20 protein-coding genes are annotated in these 20,806 nt (G+C 59.5%); 9 read left to right on the top strand and 11 right to left on the bottom strand.

The features are described 5' to 3' along the window. The first annotated feature begins 1 nt into the window (after position 1). The 8 genes from cyoB (at position 2) to KDX37_RS07630 (ending at position 6,490) form a co-directional block, all read left to right on the top strand. Complete coding sequence (gene cyoB, locus KDX37_RS07595) at positions 2-1,975, top strand: cytochrome o ubiquinol oxidase subunit I (RefSeq protein WP_231652063.1); 1,974 nt, start codon at positions 2-4, stop codon at positions 1,973-1,975. A 2-nt stretch (positions 1,976-1,977) separates the two neighbouring features. Then, the gene (gene cyoC / locus KDX37_RS07600) at positions 1,978-2,592 is read left to right on the top strand and encodes a cytochrome o ubiquinol oxidase subunit III (RefSeq protein ID WP_231652064.1); all 615 of its coding nucleotides are present in this window, start codon (positions 1,978-1,980) and stop codon (positions 2,590-2,592) included. 1 nt (position 2,593) lies between these two features. After that, positions 2,594-2,932: a cytochrome o ubiquinol oxidase subunit IV gene (gene cyoD / locus KDX37_RS07605; RefSeq protein ID WP_231652065.1), complete on the top strand. Its 339-nt coding sequence runs from the start codon at positions 2,594-2,596 to the stop codon at positions 2,930-2,932. A gap of 124 nt (positions 2,933-3,056) precedes the next feature. Further along, on the top strand, positions 3,057-3,338 hold the full coding sequence (locus KDX37_RS07610) for a DUF2934 domain-containing protein (protein ID WP_231652066.1): 282 nt from the start codon (positions 3,057-3,059) through the stop codon (positions 3,336-3,338). Positions 3,339-3,534: 196 nt separating this feature from the next. Further along, positions 3,535-4,701 (top strand): hypothetical protein, encoded by a 1,167-nt coding sequence (locus KDX37_RS07615; RefSeq protein WP_231652067.1) that lies wholly within the window; start codon positions 3,535-3,537, stop codon positions 4,699-4,701. Between the two features lie 18 nt (positions 4,702-4,719). After that, positions 4,720-5,445 (top strand): ferritin-like domain-containing protein, encoded by a 726-nt coding sequence (locus KDX37_RS07620; protein ID WP_231652068.1) that lies wholly within the window; start codon positions 4,720-4,722, stop codon positions 5,443-5,445. 60 nt (positions 5,446-5,505) lie between these two features. Beyond that, positions 5,506-5,667 (top strand): hypothetical protein, encoded by a 162-nt coding sequence (locus tag KDX37_RS07625; protein WP_231652069.1) that lies wholly within the window; start codon positions 5,506-5,508, stop codon positions 5,665-5,667. A 511-nt stretch (positions 5,668-6,178) separates the two neighbouring features. Then, entirely contained in the window at positions 6,179-6,490 is a 312-nt protein-coding gene (locus KDX37_RS07630) for a hypothetical protein (protein WP_231652070.1), read from the top strand. Positions 6,491-6,526: 36 nt separating this feature from the next. On the opposite strand, the gene KDX37_RS07635 is transcribed toward KDX37_RS07630, so the two are convergent. The 6 genes from KDX37_RS07635 to KDX37_RS07660 form a co-directional block, all read right to left on the bottom strand. After that, positions 6,527-8,137, bottom strand: a complete 1,611-nt coding sequence (locus KDX37_RS07635) for a gamma-glutamyltransferase family protein (protein ID WP_231652071.1) — start codon at positions 8,135-8,137, stop codon at positions 6,527-6,529. A 27-nt stretch (positions 8,138-8,164) separates the two neighbouring features. Then, positions 8,165-8,944, bottom strand: a complete 780-nt coding sequence (locus KDX37_RS07640; protein ID WP_231652072.1) for an amino acid ABC transporter ATP-binding protein — start codon at positions 8,942-8,944, stop codon at positions 8,165-8,167. 2 nt (positions 8,945-8,946) lie between these two features. After that, positions 8,947-9,717, bottom strand: a complete 771-nt coding sequence (locus KDX37_RS07645) for an amino acid ABC transporter permease (RefSeq protein ID WP_231652073.1) — start codon at positions 9,715-9,717, stop codon at positions 8,947-8,949. A 12-nt stretch (positions 9,718-9,729) separates the two neighbouring features. After that, positions 9,730-10,536: an ABC transporter substrate-binding protein gene (locus KDX37_RS07650; RefSeq protein ID WP_231652074.1), complete on the bottom strand. Its 807-nt coding sequence runs from the start codon at positions 10,534-10,536 to the stop codon at positions 9,730-9,732. A gap of 83 nt (positions 10,537-10,619) precedes the next feature. Then, positions 10,620-11,288 carry a GntR family transcriptional regulator gene (locus tag KDX37_RS07655; RefSeq protein WP_231652075.1) on the bottom strand — a complete coding sequence of 223 codons (669 nt, stop codon included), beginning with the start codon at positions 11,286-11,288 and terminating at the stop codon, positions 10,620-10,622. Positions 11,289-11,696: 408 nt separating this feature from the next. Further along, the gene (locus KDX37_RS07660; RefSeq protein WP_231652076.1) at positions 11,697-12,503 is read right to left on the bottom strand and encodes a PAS domain-containing protein; all 807 of its coding nucleotides are present in this window, start codon (positions 12,501-12,503) and stop codon (positions 11,697-11,699) included. 223 nt (positions 12,504-12,726) lie between these two features. Here KDX37_RS07660 and KDX37_RS07665 point away from each other — a divergent pair, with 223 nt between their 5' ends. Beyond that, the gene (locus KDX37_RS07665; protein WP_231652077.1) at positions 12,727-14,214 is read left to right on the top strand and encodes an aldehyde dehydrogenase family protein; all 1,488 of its coding nucleotides are present in this window, start codon (positions 12,727-12,729) and stop codon (positions 14,212-14,214) included. Between the two features lie 18 nt (positions 14,215-14,232). Here KDX37_RS07665 and KDX37_RS07670 read toward each other — a convergent pair whose 3' ends face one another. The 5 genes from KDX37_RS07670 to KDX37_RS07690 all read right to left on the bottom strand — a co-directional run bounded on the left by KDX37_RS07670 (position 14,233) and on the right by KDX37_RS07690 (position 20,790). Next, positions 14,233-15,684: an amidase gene (locus KDX37_RS07670; RefSeq protein WP_231652078.1), complete on the bottom strand. Its 1,452-nt coding sequence runs from the start codon at positions 15,682-15,684 to the stop codon at positions 14,233-14,235. A 24-nt stretch (positions 15,685-15,708) separates the two neighbouring features. Then, positions 15,709-16,947, bottom strand: coding sequence for an MFS transporter (locus KDX37_RS07675; protein ID WP_231652079.1), 1,239 nt, complete (start codon positions 16,945-16,947; stop codon positions 15,709-15,711). A 10-nt stretch (positions 16,948-16,957) separates the two neighbouring features. Next, positions 16,958-17,890, bottom strand: coding sequence for a SphA family protein (locus KDX37_RS07680; protein WP_231652080.1), 933 nt, complete (start codon positions 17,888-17,890; stop codon positions 16,958-16,960). A 69-nt stretch (positions 17,891-17,959) separates the two neighbouring features. Beyond that, on the bottom strand, positions 17,960-18,952 hold the full coding sequence (locus KDX37_RS07685) for a helix-turn-helix domain-containing protein (RefSeq protein WP_231652081.1): 993 nt from the start codon (positions 18,950-18,952) through the stop codon (positions 17,960-17,962). Positions 18,953-19,119: 167 nt separating this feature from the next. Beyond that, the gene (locus KDX37_RS07690; protein ID WP_231652082.1) at positions 19,120-20,790 is read right to left on the bottom strand and encodes an amidase; all 1,671 of its coding nucleotides are present in this window, start codon (positions 20,788-20,790) and stop codon (positions 19,120-19,122) included. Between the last annotated feature and the right edge of the window lie 16 nt (positions 20,791-20,806).

Here is a 20,806-nt window from a genome sequence, read left to right on the forward strand (position 1 = left end):
AATGTTTGGAAAATTGTCCTGGGATGCGATCCCGCTTCATGAACCCATCGTCATGTACACCCTGGCAGTGGTTGGCCTCATCGGCGTGGGCATGGTTGGCTCCATAACCTGGAAGGGCAGCTGGGGCTACCTGTGGCGTGAATGGTTCACGTCGGTCGATCACAAGAAAATCGGCTGCATGTACATCATCGTGGCATTGGTCATGCTACTGCGCGGATTCTCCGATGCACTCATGATGCGCGGCCAACAGGCCATGGCCTCGGACGGCAGTCCAGGCTTTCTGCCGCCGGAGCATTACGATCAGATCTTCACCGCCCATGGCGTGATCATGATTTTCTTCATGGCCATGCCGTTTGTGGTAGGCCTGATGAATGTCATCGTGCCGCTGCAGATCGGTGCCCGTGATGTGGCCTTTCCGTTCCTGAATGCGCTGAGTTTCTGGCTGTTCGTGGTGGGCGCTGCGCTGGTCAACATATCACTGGGCGTTGGTGAGTTCGCGCGCACCGGCTGGGTCGCCTACCCGCCCCTGTCCGAACTGGGGTACAGCCCCGGGGTCGGAGTCGATTACTACATATGGTCATTACAGATATCCGGGATAGGGACGCTGCTCACCGGGGTCAACTTCTTCGTGACCATTCTGAAAATGCGCACCAAAGGCATGACACTGTTCAAGATGCCGGTGTTCACCTGGACATCGCTGTGTACGTCAGTGCTGATCCTCGCCGCGTTCCCGATCCTTACCGCCACCTTGCTGATGCTTACCCTGGATCGCTATCTGGGCATGCACTTCTTCACCAGTGAAGCGGGCGGCAACCCGATGATGTATGTGAACCTGATCTGGGCCTGGGGGCATCCAGAGGTTTACATCCTGATCCTTCCCGCGTTCGGTATCTTTTCGGAGATTGCCGCGACGTTCAGCAGCAAACGCCTGTTTGGCTACAAATCGCTGGTATGGGCCACCATCGCGATTACTGTTCTGTCGTTCATCGTCTGGCTGCACCACTTCTTCACCATGGGCGCAGGGGCCAACGTCAATGCCTTCTTTGGCATCATGACGATGATCATTGCCGTGCCGACGGGCGTGAAAATCTTCACCTGGCTGTTCACGATGTACGGAGGGCGGGTGCGTTTTGAAACACCGATGTTATGGACGCTCGGCTTCATCGTCACGTTCAGTATTGGCGGTATGACCGGCGTACTGTTGGCGGTTCCAGGTGCTGACTTCCTGCTGCACAACAGCCTGTTCCTGGTCGCCCACTTCCACAACGTAATCATCGGCGGCGCCGTGTTTGGCTATATGGCCGGGCTGACCTACTGGTTCCCCAAGGCGTTCGGTTTCACGCTCAACGACAAGCTCGGACGAATCGCCTTCTGGTGCTGGGTCACCGGGTTCTACTTTGCGTTCATGCCGTCCTATGTGCTGGGTTTCATGGGCATGACGCGCCGCCTCAATCACTTCAACAACCCCGAATGGCGGCCTTGGCTGCTGCTGGAGATGGTCGGTGCGTTGATCATTTTGTGTGGTGTTGCCAGCCAGGCCTTGCAGGTGTACGTCAGCATCCGCAACCGTCACAAAAACCGCGACATGACAGGCGACCCGTGGGACGGACGCACGCTTGAATGGGCCACCGCCTCCCCGCCTCCGGTCTACAACTTTGCCGAGCAACCCGATGTCGACGACCTGGACGCCTATTGGGGCATGAAGGAACGCGGTGTGAGCACGCTCAGCCACACCGACTACAGGGCGATCCACATGCCACGCAATACACCCGCGGGCCTGGTCATCAGCCTGTTCGCGCTGATCTGCAGCTTTGCGCTGGTGTGGCATATCTGGTGGATGGCCGCATTTGGATTCGTGGCGTCTGTGGTCACTCTGGTGATACGCAGCAATAACGACGATATCGACTACTTCATCCCCGCGCACGAAGTAGCGGAAATCGAACGGTTGCGTCTCAAACAGCTTGAGGAGGCCTGAACATGGCAAATACTGTGATGGACAAGGATATCGCCCACTCCCATGAGCAGGGCCATGAAGACGCCGGTTCGATGACGGTCTTCGGGTTCTGGATCTACCTGATGACCGATTGCATCCTGTTCGCGACGCTGTTTGCAGGCTATGCAGTGCTGCGCGACAGCGTGGCGGGCGGCCCGTCGACGGTGGACATCTTCGAGCTGCCCTACGTACTGACCGAAACCATGCTGCTGTTGTTGAGCAGCATCACCTACGGCTACGCCATGCTCGCCATGAACCGGGACGACCAGGCCAGGGTCATGCGCTGGCTGGGCGCAACCTTTGTGCTCGGACTGGGCTTCATTGGCATGGAAATCAATGAATTTCATCACTTGATTCAGGAGGGTTATGGGCCGGGGCGCAGCGCATTCCTGACTGCATTCTTTACCCTGGTCGGCACGCACGGTGCCCACGTTCTGACCGGCCTGATCTGGATGGCCGTGCTGATGCTGCAGATCAAGGCGCGCGGCCTGACTGCAGTTAACGCGACCCGGCTGAGCTGCCTGAGCCTGTTCTGGCACTTCCTGGATGTTGTCTGGATTTGCGTTTTCACCGTCGTCTACATTCTGGGAGTCGTCTGACATGTACACACAAAGCCCTGTCCGCAGCTCTGCGGGTTCCAGCCATGGCAGCAGCCGCAGCTACAACATCGGTTTCATTCTGTCGGTCGTACTGACCTTGATTCCGTTTGGTCTGGCGATCTTTCCTGTCCTGTCGCGAAGTACAACGCTTTGGCTGGTGGTCATCAGTGCCGCGATACAGGTGGTGGTGCATCTGAAGTTTTTCCTGCATCTGGACACCGCTGTCGAGCAGCGCTGGAATCTGGTCGCCCTGCTCTTCTCGGCCGTCATTATCCTGCTGCTGGTCGGGCTGTCGTTATGGATCATGAGCAGCATCCACCACAACATGCTTGCGCATTGAGGTCTCGCACTGATCCCTGTGACCGACCATGAGCTTTACCCCTGAAACAGGCGTGTCGGCTGCCGTTGAACATGCGGATAACCGTCAAGCCTGTTTTACTGCCGTCGTTGAAGGAGAGTAGAAAATGAACGAAAAGACCATCAGAGAAACCGCATACCGGATCTGGGAGGAGCAAGGTAAGCCTCATGGCCAGGACTTCGAACATTGGCTTGCGGCAGAACGGGAAACGGACAGCCAGGACGGGGACGGCCTGACGGGCTCGGTCTCCAGCGGCGTCGCACCACCCACGCCGCGGGCCACTGCTGCCGCAGAGGCCCGCGCAGAATCCAGTCCCGAATCCAGTGCCGGCAAGCCCCGGCAAAAGGGCTCATCGAGCAAACCCAAAGCCAAGGCCCGAACCGCCTGATACGGCTGAATACCGCAGTTCCCGACCGCTGTTGCTGTTATGGCAACAGCGGTTTTTTGTGCTTGGGCAACCATTCGTCAGTGGCGCCGTCTGGCAAGCGGCCGCTGGTCAGACTTGCGAAATCCTGCCGTTCAAAACCCGGTCGTTAATGTGAAAGCACGGGTTTATCACAACCCTGACGACTGGAGGAATACGCATGACATCACTGTCCAATCTGCTCGATAACAAAGGCACCCCGCTCGACAAGCAGCTGTTCACCTGGAAGGACATGGCAAGCAAACCCATCTCCAAACTGGATGACGATGCGTTCACCCGCGTGCGGGTCATTCTCATGAACGGCGTGGAGTCGGATGCGCTGCGGCTTAAGCATTTCGGCGCGCGGTTCCACAGGGAACTCCGAGGACCGCTGGCACAGGTACGGCGTGCCGAACAGCACCAGATGACCACGATCAATTGGTTGTTGTCAGCGGATCATTCGCCACTTGAAACGACCATCGCCTACGAACAGACTGCCATTGAGGTCACGGCAGCCGTTGCCCAGACCGAGCCGGACCCTTATCAGGCACAGACCTACCGTTTTGGCCTGCTGGAAGATTTCGACCATCTGTACCGCTATTCGGCGATGCTCGACCGCCTTGAGGGCAAAGACGCCAACAACATTCTGCAAGGCTACACCGACATCATCCCGGGGCGACCGACCAGCGAACATCACCGTGCGCCACAAGACGATCTGCGCGACAACTACCTCAAGGATCAAGCCGGGCTGATCACCAAGATCCATGCAGCGATGATCACCGCGGCCGAGTACCAGACCCACGATTACTACATGAACATCGGCCCCACCTTCGCCGACCCGGTCGCCCGAGCGCTGTACGCCGAAATCGCTTCGGTGGAAGAGCAGCACGTCACCCAGTACGGATCGCTGCAGGACCCCAGCGAAACCTTCATCGAGAAATGGCTGATACACGAAGCCATGGAAGTTTATGCCTACGCCAGCTGCGCAGAGCAGGAAGACAACCCGCGCCTCAAAGCCCTGTGGGAACGCTTTGTCGATTATGAGCTGGGGCACCTGAACCTGGCGTGTGAGCTGTTCAAAAAGCATGAGCGACGCGATCCGGCAGAAATCATCGGCGGACAACTGCCCACCATGATGGCCTTCAAGAGCCAACGGGATTTTGTGCGTCAGACACTGGCCAAGGAAGTGGACCTGCGGGCCCATGGCGTGCAGTACGTCGACAAGCAGGACGAGAGCCGCGCCTCGCTGGACTGTCGCGCGCAGTTGAACACAGAGGGTGTCCCGGCGATGGTCGTTTCCGCAGGCTACACCTGGCAACCCGGAACCGAACTCAACCACAAGGCATGACACTCAAGGAGACCCGTGATGACCAGTCCTGAACTGAAACTTGGCTTGAACCGAACCGCTACGCAACTTTCACCCGAAGACACAGAACGGCAGATCCGGGCCGTCGCGCTACATCCAGCAGACGTACCCGGCGGCGTTGAACAACTGACCGAGGCCCGGCAACGCGCCGTCGTTGAAGCTGACACGGTAGGTTCTGTCCCGATCCCCGGCTCGCTCAAGGGGATGGTGAAAAGCTCGCTCGATAAACTGCGTGGCAAAAACCCTGAAGTGCTCACTGACAAACTGGGCGAGCGGTTGGCCTTCGAGCGCACCGGCGTACGTCTGTACGAGGCGATGATCGCCAAAGCCGTTGCTGCCCCCGAGGCTGATAACGAGCTGATCGCGACCCTGCGCCGGATTCAGAATGAAGAGCACCAGCACATGGCGTTGTTGCGCCATGCGATTGAAACGCTGGGCGCCGACCCGACCGCAATGACGCCGTGCGCCGACGTGGTTGGCGTAAAATCGCTGGGCGTGATGCAGGTACTGACCGACCCGCGGACCACCACATCCCAATGCCTGAATGCCGTTTTGACGCTGGAACTGGAAGACAATGACGCATGGGGACTTTTGATTGAACTGACGCGCAAGGCGGGACATCCAATTCTTGCCAATGGTTTTGAACACGCATTGCGCGAGGAAGAAGAGCATCTGAGCACCCTACGCAAGGTGCTGAAGGCCAATCTCCTGGCGCAAGTTGATTAGCAAGGTTGCAGTGGCGTGGTCAGAGATCGCGCCGCTGCTCATGACAAGAGCAACAGCACCATGAACATACCTGCCCGTTTCGAATTTCACTACGTACAGAATGGCGTGAAAAAAAGCGTAACGCTTTTCACACAAAGCCTGTTCAAACGATCAAATGCAGGCCTGGCGCAGCAGACGGCCTTGCCGTTGCCCCACGCCAAAAAAGGCTGCGCAGTGCAGTAGTCATGCAGCGGTGAGGCGTGGGGGCATCAGGACCCGCCTAATAACAAGGTATGGCTTGAGCGTAACCCTGCTGTTGGTTGCTCGGCCACACGCATCCGTCCGCTGCGAGCAAAATCTCTTTAGGTGGCTGCCAAGGCATGCGGCGAATTCTGAACCACGCCCCGAAACCGGGCTGTTTCGATGGGCCACGTATATTGGGGATACTGCCGCCCTCTTTTTGAACGTGCAGCTTCGATGAATTACCGTTGAGCCCATTTCTCTGCAAATTGAACGAACTTGTATTTGTTCATGCGGTTCTACAATCAATACGTCAGCCTTTCAGGAAGGCTATCGGACGTATGCGGGACGACGCATGCAGTAACGACGACCCCGGACGTGCGACTCGTTCAGGTAGCGTAACGGCCAAGTATTAACCCTCGCACCGTCACGGAGGACGGTGCGGGCAAAGCGCCTCGGAGTCACCATGAGCAGTCAATGTCGAATCGTACCGGTTGCCCTCCTGGAGCGACTCATGAGCCACAACAAGCCCGAGGGCGCTGACCACTCGGCAGCCTTGCAGGAGCTTGAGGAGCTGATCGCCGGCCCCGCCTCACTGCCTCTGGACGAAGACCTGCGCTACATCCTTGGCAGAGCGAACTTCAGTTGCATGTCCACCGCCCAGGGGCTCCGCTCCCTTGGCTATGACATTCCCGAAAAGTCCGAGGACGAACAGGCCGTGACCATCCACTGGATGCTGTCTCATTACCTGCGCGACCCGGAGCAATGGCGCGAGAATGCCTCGGAAGAATTTCATGCCGCGCCTGAAACGCTGAAACGCTCCTGATTACTGCCACGGCACATCGAACAACCGCAGCAAGCGCTACCAGACGGCGATGTGCGAGTCGGACCGGGGCTCTGTTCCGCCACACAGCACACCGCTGAGCGGATCGCGCAGGATAATCTGGCCACGACCGTACTCGATGGAATCACAGGCGATCTGAACCTGATGTCCACGCCTGAGCAGTGCCATGGCCAGATCTTTCGACGCGCCTTGCTCGATGCCGACCTTCATGTCACCCAGCCACTGCCAGCGTGGCGCATCCAGTGCGGCCTGAGGGTTGAGACCGAAGTCCACCAGGTTCATTACCATCTGCACATGACCTTGGGGCTGCATGTAGCCACCCATTACGCCAAACGGCCCCAAGGGCACGCCGTCCTTGCTGATGAAGCCGGGGATGATGGTGTGAAAGGTTTTCTTGCCCGGTGCCAGGCAGTTGGCATGGGCTGGATCCAGACTGAATTCCTGACCACGGTTCTGCAGGGCAATACCGCTGTCCGGCAGCACGACGCCGGAACCGAAACCGTGATAGTTGCTCTGGATGAACGACACCATATTGCCCTCGGCATCAGCGGTGGCCAGGTACACCGTCCCGCTCGCATGCGGATCACCAGGGGTCGGCGGCAATGCCTGGTCGGTAATCTGTTCACGGCGGTGCTTGCTGTAGCGGTCGCTGAGCAGGTCTTCGACCGCAATGCGCATGTGCAAGGGGTCGGTGATGTAATGCAGCCCGTCACTGTAGGCCAGCTTCAGCGCCTCGAGCTGGCGATGCCAGGTCTGTTCGCTGTCGCGATGGTCGAACTCGAAGCCCTCAAGTATTTTCAACGTCATGAGTGCGACCAGCCCTTGTCCGCTGGGCGGAATCTCCCAAACGTCATACCCTCGGTAATTCGCGCTGATCGGCGCGACCCATTGCGCGCGGTAATCCTGCAGATCACTGGCCCGCAGATGGCCGCCCGTTGCGCGCGAATGTGCATCGATACGCTGTGCCAGTTTGCCGCGATAAAGGCTTTCACAGCCACTCTCGGCCAGCTCTTCCAGCGTCCGGGCCTGGGAAGGGTTGCAGAACAACTCACCCGCTTGCGGTGGCCGGCCATCAATCAGGAACGTGTCAAACCAGGTCTCAAGCACCACGTCGCGGTGCGAGCTGAATTCGTTGTAGGCTGACTGCCATTGTCGAGCGACCACCGGCGACACGGGAAAGCCTTCACGGGCAAGGCTGATGGCCGGTTGCAGCAGCGTGGCAAATGGCAATTTACCGAACCGCTTCGACAACTCGGCCCACGCTGACGGGCAACCGGGCACGGTCACCGGGGTCCATCCATACAGGGGCATGGCGTCATGACCCGCCGCCTTGACCGCTTCAATACTCAACGATGCAGGCGCGTGACCATTGCCGTTCAAACCGTGCAACTGGCCTTGGGTCCAGACCAGCGCGAACGCATCGCCACCCAGGCCGCACCCGGTTGGTTCCACAACCGTCAGCGCGGCTGCGGTAGCGATAGCAGCGTCAATCGCATTGCCACCCTGACGCATGATTTCGATACCGGCCTCAGCGGCCAGCGGCTGCGAGGCAGCGACCATGCCCCGGCGCGCAAATACGCTCTGGCGCTGGGACGCGTACGGGTACTGATGGGTGGAAAATTTCAACATGGCAAAGTCTCTTGCAAAATGATCGGGTCACAGCACGCGGCTGAGAAATGCTTGGGTCCGGGGATGACTGGGCCGGCTGAAAATCTGCTCGGGCGGCCCCTGCTCGATCAGTTCGCCCTGATCAAGCACCACCACACGGTCGGCCACCTCACGGGCGAAGCCCATTTCATGGGTAACCACCACCATAGTCATGCCGTCTTCGGCCAGCTCTTTCATCACCTGCAACACTTCGCCCACTGTTTCCGGGTCCAGCGCGCTGGTGGGCTCATCGAACAACATGGCTTGAGGCTTCATCGCCAGCGCGCGGGCTATGGCCACTCGCTGCTGCTGGCCGCCCGAGAGCATCGATGGATAGTGATTGGCCTTTTCGGCCAGACCGACGCGGGCCAAAAGCGCCTTCGCCTGCTCCAGTGCCTGGCCACGAGAAACGCCAAGCACCTGAATGGGCGATTCGATGATGTTTTCCAGTGCGGTCATGTGCGGGAACAGATTGAAGCGCTGAAAAACCATGCCAATGTCACGGCGCTGTCGCGCGATGTGACGCTCCGATTCGCGGACCAGGCTGCCGTCAGAGCGCTCGCGATAGCCCATCGGTTGACCGTTGACCCGAATGCGACCGCCCTGAATGTCTTCCAGCAGATTGATGCAGCGAATGAATGTGGTCTTGCCCGACCCGGAGGCGCCAATCAGTACCACCACTTCACCCCGCCTCACGTTCAGCGAGATGCCTTTGAGGATCTGCAGTTCGCCAAACGATTTGTGAACGTCGATGGCCTCGATGATAAATTCCTGATGTTGCTGCGCCATGCTCATCGCCCCCTCAGTATGTTCATTGCGTTACGGCCGAACAGACGATTGGCGGCACGGGGTGCAGGGCGGTCGGACTGGCCGAAGCGGGCCTCCAGCCAGCGCTGGAAAAAGCCCCACAGAGTGGTCAGAAGCAGGAAGTAAATGGCGACGACCAGGTACAACTCGAAGACCCGGAAGGTCGCTGACGTCACCATCTGGGTGCTGAGCAGCAGCTCCTGCACACCGATCACACTGACCAGTGTGGTGTTTTTCAGCATCACGTTGAACTCGTTCCCCAACGGCGGAACGATGACTCGAAAGGCTTGTGGCAGCACGATGCGCCGCATCAGTTTGCCGAAGGTCATGCCCAGTGAGCGTCCGGCTTCATACTGCCCCTTGTCGACGGCGCCGATACCGGCCCGAATGATCTCGGCCATGTACGCACCTTCGTTGAGGCCCAGCGCAATGATCGCCGCCTGAATATTGCCCGGTACGATGATCCAGCCCAGGTCGACGTCTTCGAAACGAAAAATGCCGCCCGCAGCCAGTGCGGTATACAGAAACACGATCTGCACCAGCAGCGGAGTGCCGCGCATCAACCAGACATAAAAGCGTACCGGCCAGTCAAGGAGCGGATTGTGCGACAGACGCATCAGCGCAGCTGCCAGACCCAGCGCACTCCCCATCAGCATCGCCAGCACACTGATCAGGCAGGTCAGGCCGAGTCCGGTCAGGTACACGTCGCTGGGCAGCAACAGGTAGTGCCAGAAAATATCCCAGTTGAAATTCATCAGGTCAGCGCCTCATTCCAATGTGTCGCTGCTGACATGCCATTTGGCGAGCAATCGGACATAGCTGCCGTCGCTGCGCATGTCGCTGATAACCTGCTGCACGGCGGCGCTCAGTTGCGGGTCATCCTTGCGAATGCCCAGTCCGGTCAGGATCCGGCTGAACGCCGGCACGCCTTCCTCGAACAGGTCGGGAGCCAACGCGGCGTAATAGCCAGCGGTTTCCACCGTGGTGCCATACGCGTCAGCCTGGTTGATACGCAATGCCTGGAAGGCATCGGTGTCGGAGTTGTACACCACCAGTTTCATCGGCGGCTTGCCGGCGCTGGTCAGCTTCTGATTGTGGGCATCGAGCAGGGTCTTGATGGTCGAGCCGTTAAGTACCGCTATCTTGCGACCCGACAGATCGTCCAGCGTCCTGAGGTTTTTCGGATTGCCTTTGGGCACTACCACCGACTGGCTCGAATACATGTAGTTGATGATATCAATCACTTCACGCCGTTCCGGCTTGTCGAACAACTGATCGACAATCATGTCGCACTGTTTGGCAAGCAACGCCGGTAACAGTCCCGAAAACGGGAGGACCCGCCACTCCACCTTTTTGCCGTCGAGTCGGCTGGCAATTTCTAAACCGAGGTCGACCGCCAGCCCCTTGGGCTTCTGCGCCTCGTCGAAGGCAATCAGCGGTGGCGAATCCATACCGGAGCAATAAGTCAGTTTTTCTGACGTTTGCAGGCGCTCGGGCACTACAAGCGCAGCAGACGCCCACTGGGTGAACAACCCGAGGGATAACGCAGCAATGATCAGGTGGGAAGAACGCATGTCGAGAAGCTCCAGTCTGGTTAATAACGGGGCAGCACTCAGGTCAGCAAAGGTCGGCACAGGGAAACGGCGGCTGGACCGCTCTATTTTTCGTTTTGAAGAAAGCTGATCAGTGCCGGTACGGTGCCCTCGATATGCTCGCGAACCACTGACTCAGCCTGGTCGACATCACCCACGCGTATCGCGCGCAGGATCACGTCGTGCTCTTGTCGAGCGCTCAGGGGTTTTTCAACGTGTTGCAACCAGAGGCGCATGGGCGCTTCGATCAGCGAATACAGCGATGATATTTGTCGCATAAGGCGGGGCCGGCCGCTGAGGCTGCACAGGTATTCGTGAAAGTCGCGGTGGCGGCGCACCCACTGGGCACTCTCGTCGCGGTAGTCGTCCATGTCATCGAGCATGCGCTCCAGCGACGCCAACTGCCGGTCGGTGATGCGTGTCACCGCCAGGCGAATCGCCAGACCTTCCAGCACGCTGCGCATTTCGAACACCTCGCGCAGTTCTTCGATGTCCAGGCCACTGACGATCGCTCCGCGGTTGGGCCGCAGCGTCACCAGGCCTTGTGCATCGAGACGACGAAACGCTTCGCGAACCGGCATGCGGCTCATCCCGATCTCGCTGGCGATGTCCTCGGCGATCAGCCGCTGACCTTTGCGGAAGCGTCCTCCGCAAATCGCTTCAAGCAAAAAGTTGTAAGCCTCTTCCTCGGCGGTGACCGGCTGACGCTCTGCATAAGAGGGAGCAAATTGCATGAACACACCTTTTGTCATTTTGTATCCAATTATCCATATATTCACTTATGCAAAACCGTGGCCAACAATATGGGGAGGCATTCAACTTCCTGAATACCTTGGAATAAATATGAAAACCGCTGGGTATCGGAGGGTCTGAAGACGCTGGAAGTGCTACGTAATGCAGCAAGCTGCTGACCGTGGTGCGCAAAACAGTAGCGCGGGCGGCGTGCCGGAAGCGTTTGAACGCCGGCAAAATCCGCAAACATAGTGACCGCTCGACAAAAGTAACGACCGGTATTGCACCTGAACTTCCGATGCAGAAGTCCAGCCGTTCAGATGACCTCGGCCTTGCCTCTGGAAAGTGCAATCGGTTCGCTGGAAAAGCCATTCTGTGGCATGGCCTGTATTGCGATGATCTGCCAAAGGTCAACGCGACGACGAGCGGATCCGAATCGATGCCCTGCTCAACGCAAACCCGATTGGCGCTGGCGGTATGTGCTGGTGGGTGGACTGCGCAGAGCGCTCATCGCTGATATCACGAACCGCGCCGATTACCCGTGTCAGACGCCGCTGCGCGTCACGCACCGCAAGCCCACGTTCGCGACACCAGATGTAATCGCGCGTTTTGTGTTTCATGCGGTACTCGAAGACGTATTCACCACTGCCCTGCACATCAAGAATTTCACGATCGAAAACTGCCATGATTAGCGGCAAGTCGTCCGGATGCGTGACACCTACTTGCGCGTCCCAGCCGTCCGGCAGCTCATCGGCGCCGTAGCCCAGCAAGAGACGAAACTGCCGGGAAAAGCGCATGCAACTGTCGGCGTGCTGCAGGTTGCCGTCGACAACCGTGATGTCCCAGCATCCTTCGGTCAGCGTCGACTGCAGCAGCTCCCAGATCTGCGCCTGCTGCTGATGTTGGTAAAACAAACGCCCTTGCTCGCGCAATTGTGCTTCAAGGCCAAGCTCCCGCTTCTGCGCCTGTTCAAGCGCGACAGAAAGGCCATCGCGTTCCCGCTCGCCACGTTGCAACTGAACGTCCTTGTCCAGCACTCGCTGTTCGTGCTGTGCCAGTTGCTGCCGCACCTCAGCCAGCTGTCGAGCATGCCGTTCAAGGCACTGCTGCACGTGCGGATAGGCGGTCAGCAATGAGGTATCGCCCGTCTGATCTTCCAGATATCGCTGCATCTGCTCGCCCAACAGCTGTTTGTGTCTTTGCCCGTTGAAGAACATCGCCCGCCCCTTTATGCATCAACTGTGCATCGAGTTCAAACGCTGATCTGACCGCAAATCCAGAGCGCTGGCTTGTATCAGGCTGCACGAGGTTTTGTTGCTGGCTGCCACTTCTGCATGCATGGCAGTCAGAGGCACAGCGAGCGGCAGCCACAGTCAAGCTTGGCCCCGCCTGCAAGGCTACCCTCGGGGTTTCCTTTCATTCATCGAGCAGGAAACCTTTATGAGCGACATTTCGCTACTGCCCCAGGTTGAAGCCTTCCTCAGCCGCCGCCACTCGCTGTTCATTGACGGTGTATACACCGACAGTCATTCAAGCCAGACACTCGATGTCGTCAACCCCGCCACGGGTCAGGTCATTGCCCAGGTCGTCAACGCCGACGCCAAAGACATCGACATGGCCGTGCAATCGGCCAACCGAGGGTTCAGGGAGTGGTCCCGGACCGCACCGGCGATTCGCGGCCATGTGCTGTTGAAGCTGGCGGACCTGCTTGAACGCAACCGCGAAGAACTGGCGCAAATCGAAACCTGTCAGTCAGGCAAGATCATCCAGATATCGCGGGCTTTTGAGGTCGATCAGGCGGCACACTTTCTGCGTTATTACGCCGGCTGGGCAACCAAGATCAGCGGCCAGACCCTGACCCCGTCCCTGCCCTCGTTCGCAGGCGAACGCTACACCGCGTTCACCCTGCGCGAGCCAATCGGCGTGGTAGCAGGCATCGTGCCGTGGAATTTCTCGACCATGATCGCCATCTGGAAACTGGCCTCGGCGCTGGTCACCGGTTGCAGCATCATCATCAAGCCCAGCGAGTTCACTCCACTGACAATCCTGCGCATTGCCGAACTGGCGATGGAAGCAGGTCTGCCAGCCGGCGCGCTGAATGTGCTGACCGGCGACGGGCATGCAGGCAAGGGACTGATTGAGCATGCGGGCACCGACAAGGTGTCGTTTACCGGCTCTGTGCCGACAGGCATCGCTGTCGGCCAGGGCGCGATGGGTGCCGGGCTCAAGCGTGCCACCCTGGAACTGGGCGGCAAGAACGCGGCGGGATTTCTGCCGGACGTAAACCCGGATACCGCCGTCAATGGCATTATCGAAGCAGGATTTCTGCATTCGGGGCAGATCTGCGCTGCTGCCGAACGGTTTTTCGTCCATCGTTCACAGATCGACCCGATCATGGACAAACTGGCGAAGCGCCTGGGCAGCCTGAACATAGGTTCACCGCTGGATGAAAGCACCGAGTTCGGGCCTGTCACCAACCGCCAGCACCAACAGAAACTGGGAGAATTCTTCGCCAGGGCGCGTGCCGAAAACAACACCATCATTCACGGCGGCAAGTTGATCGACGGACCGGGCTGCTACGTCGAGCCAACCATCATTCTGGCCAACAGCCGAACCGACACGCTGCTTCACGAGGAAACGTTTGGCCCAATTGCCACGTTTCTGCCCTATGACAGCGAAGAAGAACTGCTTGAACTGATGAACGACTCACCCTATGGCCTGAGCGCCAGCCTGTGGACCAACGACCTGAGCAAGGCGTTGCGCATGGTGCCTGACATTGAAGCGGGCACCGTCTGGGTCAACATGCACACTATGCTCGACCCGGCAGTGCCGTTCGGCGGCAGCAAATCTTCAGGGCTGGGCCGTGAGTTCGGCAGCGCCTTTATCGAGGACTACACCGAACTCAAGTCCGTGATGATTCGCTACTGATTCGGCCTGCGACGCCTGTCAGGGATGACAGGCGTTGACCGAAGGCACTCGATTACGCCACGGTTGGGCGCGTTCCAGCTGTGCTGCCAGCGCCAGCAACGTGTTTTCGTCACCAAAACGACCCGCAAAGTGCGCGCCCATCGGTAAGCCGCGGGCACTCCAGGACAGTGGTACCGACATCGCTGGCTGACCGCTTGCGTTGAACAGCGCGGTGAAGGGCGAGTAGCTGTGGTAGAGCTCCAGGAGCTCGTCAAGGCTGGTGCAAATGTCCTCCAGAACCAGCTCACCAAGGCGCACCGGTTCACGCGTCAGGACTGGCGAAAGGATCACGTCGTAATCCTGCATGAACACCGCCAGTTGCCGCCCCAGGGCATGTATCCATTCCACCGCCGCTGTGTACTGCGCGCCGCTCACATCACCCTTGTCGCGCAGGATGATGCGTGTGCGCACTTCGAGCTCCTGCGCCTGCACATCAAAGCCGCGCATACGACCCAGCATGTCGACGTGGTTGCGCGTGCTCGCGCCAATGATCGTGAACACGTGGTCCAGAAATTCCGGCAGCACGACTGGCAGACTGACCGGGTCGACGTGATGGCCCAGCGACTCGCACAAGCGCGCGGCCTCGCGGACAGCCGTCAGGCTTTCGGGTGAGGTCGGCCATGGCCCAAGCTGCTCGACCAGCGCGATCCGCAGCGGCCTGGGATCACATTGCAGTGCATTCACATAGGGCAATGGCTGCACCGGCGCGGCGTACGGGGCACCCAGGTCCATGCCCGCCGTCGCATCCAGCAGCGCGGCGCTGTCGCGTACCGACAGGGTAATCGCATGAGGCGTACCCATACCGGCCCAGCCCTCACCCACCATCGGACCGGACGGCATCAGACCACGGCTGGGCTTGAGACCGAACACACCACAGCACGATGCTGGAACTCTCAGCGAGCCGCCACCATCGTTGCCATGGGCGAACGGCACGACGCGCGCCGCGACCAGCGCCGCCGCACCGCCGCTGGAGCCGCCGGCGCTGTGCCCGGTATTCCAGGGATTACAGGTCGCACCGAAGCGCGTGGACTCAGTGGAATATGAGGTGCCGAATTCAGGCGATGTGCTGGTGCCGACCAGCACGCACCCGGCCTTGCGCAAGCGGCTGACGATTTCCGAGTCGGCGTCGGCGCGAAACTCGCCCATCGACAGCGAACCATTGCTCATGGTCGCGCCCTGGAGCGGAGAAAAAAGGTCCTTGATGAGGGTCGGCACACCGGCGAACACACCGTCGCCTTTTTTCAGCTGCTGCGCGGCCAGCCGGGCCGACTCATACAGCCGTTCCGACACGGCATTGAGCTGGGGCTCGACCTTTTCGATACGTTGGATGACCGCTTCGAGCAGCTCGATCGGCTGTATATCGCCACGCCTGACTCGTTCGGCCAGGCCAGTCGCGTCTTCGTTGTTCACTAAATCCTGAATATCGTGCATGCAAAGGCTCCTGATTGATGCTGTTTAGGAATGACTGGATCCGGCGGCGTTGGCGCTGCTTTGGCGACGCGCGTTCAACCCGGTCAGCACCCAACCCAATGCCGCCAGCAGGCTGGCAACCGAAAGCCACTGAATAGCGTGTCGCAGATCACCGGCAAAGGCGCCTACGAAGGCCACCACCAACGGACTGACGAACTGACCGAAATACAGAAAGGCGGTGAAACCACCCAGGCCACGACCTCGGGTGCGCGCCGTCAACGCGTTCATGACCGGCGCCATGGTGTTGGGCACCAGTAACCCGGCACCAAGGCCATGCACCAGAACAGCCAGCAACACAGCGTTATAAGTCTGTGCGCGCATCAACAGCCATAGCCCCGACGCCAGCAGCATCAACAGCAACGCGTTGCAACCGACAATGCCAAAACGTTTGCGCAAAAACGGCCAGGCCAGTGAGCCGCCGAGAGTTGCCAGCAGACCGAGCCCGGCGGACAGGCCGATCATCGTGCTCGACGTGACGCCGAGGCTGACCAGCAGCACCGGGGTCTGCACGGGCAAGACAAAGACCAGCACCATGCCAAAAAGCACCAGCAGGTAGCTGAACACCAACGGCAGTGCCGCAACCTTGTCACGCCCCGGCTCATCGATCTGTCGACGGCCAGCGACAGGCTCCCACAGCACTTTCATCATGAATGGCAGCAACAGCAGCGGCAGCAGGTACAGAAAGAACGGCAGGCGCCAGGAATGCTCGCCCAATGCGCCGCCAATGACAAAGAACAGCGAGCCCACCAGGCCTGTGGTCACCACTTGCCGATTGACGTAGCGAAGCCGCTCTTCCCCCAGCCAATAATCGGCGATCAGCGTGGCGCAGCACGTCATGATGGCAGCCTCGGCACAGCCGAACAGCAACCGCACACCGACGATGGCTTGCAGGTTGTCGAGGAGCGCGGGCAACGCCCCTAGCAGCGCATACACAAGCGTCGCGATGATCAGCAAGGCTTTGCGCCCTACCCGGTCGGCAACCCAGCCGGCCAGCGGCGCAAACAGGGCAATCGCGAGCGCTGGACCGGTCATCGCCAGCGGCACCAACAGCGAAGCATGGGGTTCCAGCGGCCCGAACTCTGCACCGAGCTTGGGCAGAACCGGTGCAACCATCACCGAGCCCATGATGGTCAGGCTGCTGCCAAGTACCAGCACCAGACCTTGCCTTCGTCCAGCGCTACGCGCTGACATGGGCGGCGTTGATACAGCGTGTGTTTGAGTCATGGCGGACGCCTCAGAAACTGTGGGAAATGCGCAGGGCTGCGGTGTAGCCTTCGGCGCGATTGCGCGCATCGAACTCCTTGTAAACGTGCAGCGAAACAGGTGGAATGCCGGGCTGGAAGTAACTCACCGCTGGGCCGAGCGCCATTACGCGTGCGCGATTGCCTGTTTGCAGGCCTGGCGCGTCATCGTCGCTGAATTGCCGGTAGTAGAAACCGCCCATACCGACCGTCCACGGACCTACGTGCTGACCCACGGCAAATTCGTGCCGGTACTCGACACCGTTTTTGTAATCGGTGGCTTCGTTGCGGGTATTGATGTCGGCTTCAAAGCTGGACGAGACCTCAAAACCTGTATCGGTGATATAGGTCGCGTTGAAAATGGGTGAAAACGTCCAGTGATTGAGACCCGGCGAGATCAGCCGATTGCGGTCGTAGTCGCCGGTTGGCGCCTGAACCTGAAACTGCGCGTTGATGAACAGGTTGGGCGACAGATTCCACTGCAGAATCAGCGGCAGCACCTGAATATCAGCCAGGCGAAACGGATCGGCTTTCAGGTTCAGCGGACCGACCGGAGTCGGAACCTGTACCGATGCATCCATCTTGAAAAACGGCACGATTACGCCAAAGCCGTAGCGTGCCCCCAACACGGTCTGATCGGTCATGCGTATGTAGGCGAGGCCGAGAGACAGCACGTCGAGAGAAAAGTTGTTGTTCAGCGAGCGGCCGCTGCGATCCTTTTGCACGTTGGCGGAATAGAACGCTGTGCGCAGGCCCACCGTTCCATTCGGGGTAGTCGGCGGCATCATGCCCGCGCCGAAGTCATAAACACCGGTCGCGGTGGTTGGCGCACCGTTTTCAGTCGCTTGAGCGCCTGAACAGATACCCAGGAGCCCCAGTGCCAACAACGTGACGTGTCGCGTTTTTGAATAATTGTTTTGAATCATCACATGCCCCTCCCAAACCAGTGGTGTGGGGCCATGCTAGTGAGCGGCGACTGAGGCGGTTATCCGAATTCAGCACATTTGCGTGCGGCGCAGGGTCTGCGAAGGGCTCTCACCGAACAGGGTCCGGTAGTCAGTCGAAAAACGGCTCAAGTGCCAGAAACCCCAGCGTGCGGCGACTTCGTGCACACCATGGATCTGCTCGCTGCGGCGCAACTCCCGACGCACTGCATTGAGGCGCAGCGCACGCAGATAGGCCACTGGATTGATGCCCAGAGTTTCCTGAAAACAGTACTGCAGTTTGCGGCGGCTGGTGCCTATGTGGTTGCACAGGTCGAGGATCGACAACGGCTCTTCAAGGTGTTCCAACGCGTAATTGCGGGCCCGGTCCACCATCCGTTTACGTGCGGTGGGGTTGAGCGGTGGCGCCTGGTCAGGCGCCACCAGCTCCAGTATCTGCACCATTACGGCATCACGAATCCCGCGCTGGATGCTGTCGTGACCCAGCAACACAGCGCGTTGCTGTTCGCAACCCGCCAGGTCGTCGAACAGTGCTGCAAGCTCCGTTTGGACACGCGAGTCGGCAAGACGGTAACACTTGGGAAGATCGGTAATTTCAAAGCGGCTGCCCTGGCGCTCAAGCACATGCGCCAGCACGCCTTCATCAATTGCAACGCCCAGCAGGTCCAGATGTTGCGGTGTACTCAGATCCGGAAGGTTTTCGCCGTGCGCCACCAGCATGCTGGGCTCATGAATGGGATGACCTGCACAGTACACCGGACCATGAGCGCTCAACGGGACGCTGAAGGTGATGGCGCCCTTCCATGCCATACCGCTCTTGGTCATCGCCTGATTAGAGCGGTCGCGCACCAGTTGCATCCACTCCGAGCGGAACTCGATCAGTTCGCCCTCGAAGCGCCCCGGCGTCAATTGATCGTAACGGACCTGCCAGCCAGCCATATTTCGGGCGTGCTCATCGATATCGCTGGTGTGAAAGCACTGCAGGGACGGGACCGGCTGAATGACCTTCGCAGGGGCCGGCAGCAACACATTATTGTTATTCATCAACCCTACCTCTGGACGCATCAAGGTTACCGGGCTGAAACCACGCAAGTTCTATTCCGATCCGCAGCCACGCGGCAAATGTGTGCCGAAATCGGATAGTGGTGTGCTGCGTGCCCCTCTCAACAGAAGCGCCTGCTCTTTAGCAGGCGCTCCAACACGGCAGTTGATCAATGACGTGGCGGTTTCGGGAATGGGCCGCGAGCCTGTTCGTAAGCCTGGGCCACACGCAGCGCCAGGGCATCCTTGAAACGCGGCGCAACAATCATCATGGCCACTGGCAAACCATCGGCCAGCCCTGCAGGAATAGAGGTCGCCGGATGGCCGGTCAGGTCGAACGGTGCAGTGTTGGCCAGCATGTTCAACGCGCTGTGCACGTACTCTTCGATGGGTGCGTCCGGCGCCGTCAGTGGGGTTGCCACGAAGGGCATGGTCGGCATTACCAGCACGTCGAAATCCTTGAACGCCTCGTCGTACTGTCGGGTGAGTTCTGGCACCAGCATCCGGGCCTTGGCGTAATAAGCGCCGTGCAGATTCTTCAGGCTGTAATGCCCGGTCAGGGCGACGGCACGCACGCTGCTGGACAACGTGTCGGCATGCTCGCGTCGTTTGGCACCGAAATAGCTCATGATGTCCGGGTCGTAATAGCCATCGACGTTCATCCCGTAACCGTTGCCCTGCAACATCTGATACGCAGCGCCATCGGTGGCGATGACGTTCCACATGTCCATCGCGACACCGCTGTGCCACGGCGCGCTGGCCTCACCCACCGTCGCACCCAGGGATTCCAGTTGGGCAACCGCCGCCTTGACCAGTGCGTCCACCTGCGGCTCCGACATGCAAGGGATGGCGAAACCTTCACGCAGCAGGCCGATTTTCAAGCCTGCAACGCCCTGGTCCAGGGTTGCGACACAGTTGACCGCAGGCGGATTTTTCTGCCGTGAGTCCAGGCCATCGGCACCGGCGAGCACGTCCAGCATCACCGCGCAGTCGCGCACGGTGTTGGCCATCGGGCCGACGTGGTCAATGGTCCGCTCGATAGGGAAAGCACCGGTGTACGGCACCAGACTGTAAGTCGGCTTGTGACCGACAATGCCGCTCCACGCCGAGGGCATGCGGATCGATCCGCCCTGATCGCCGCCGATGGCCATGTCGACTTCTTCCAGCGCCACCAGCACCGCGCTGCCGCTGGACGAGCCACCGGCGTTACGGGTCATGTCCCACGGGTTTTTCACCGCACCGCTGGCCGAGGTAAAACTGGCGCCGGAAAAGCACAGGTCCTCACACACCGACTTGCCGACCACCGTCGCGCCAGCGGCCAGCAGACGCTTGACCACCGTGGCGTCTTCGGACGGCACATAGCCGTCAAGGCTCAACGAACCATTGGCCATGGGCACACCTGCGACCGACACATTATCCTTGATCACCACCGTGCGGCCCGCCAATGGACCGCTGGCAGCCCCGACGATACGAGTTTTCACGTACCAGGCGCCATGCAGGTTTTCGGTGTCTGCGGGTTTGCTGTGCTCACGCACCGGTACCGGCTGGGCAACATGGGCGGCATACAGTGCATCGATGGCTTCGTAGGAGCCCAGGGTTTCGTCGGCCAGGCTCAGAAATGATTCCAGCTGGCTGTCGGACAGCTCATAACCGTGGTCCTGAGCGGCGATTAGAAAGTCAGCTTTGACGGGGCGTTTTACGGACATGGTGTTCTCCAGATGACGGTTGAAATCACCCCGCGCGGGGCGATCACTGACTGGAGCCGGTTGTGCCGGATGCACGAACCTGGGCTCGACCCGGTGGACGCCGTTGTCCATACCGGTCGCCGCGCGGTGTTCCATACGTGCCGGATCAGGG

This window comes from Pseudomonas californiensis, assembly GCF_021147775.1.
GTDB classification, from domain to species: Bacteria; Pseudomonadota; Gammaproteobacteria; order Pseudomonadales; family Pseudomonadaceae; genus Aquipseudomonas; species Aquipseudomonas californiensis.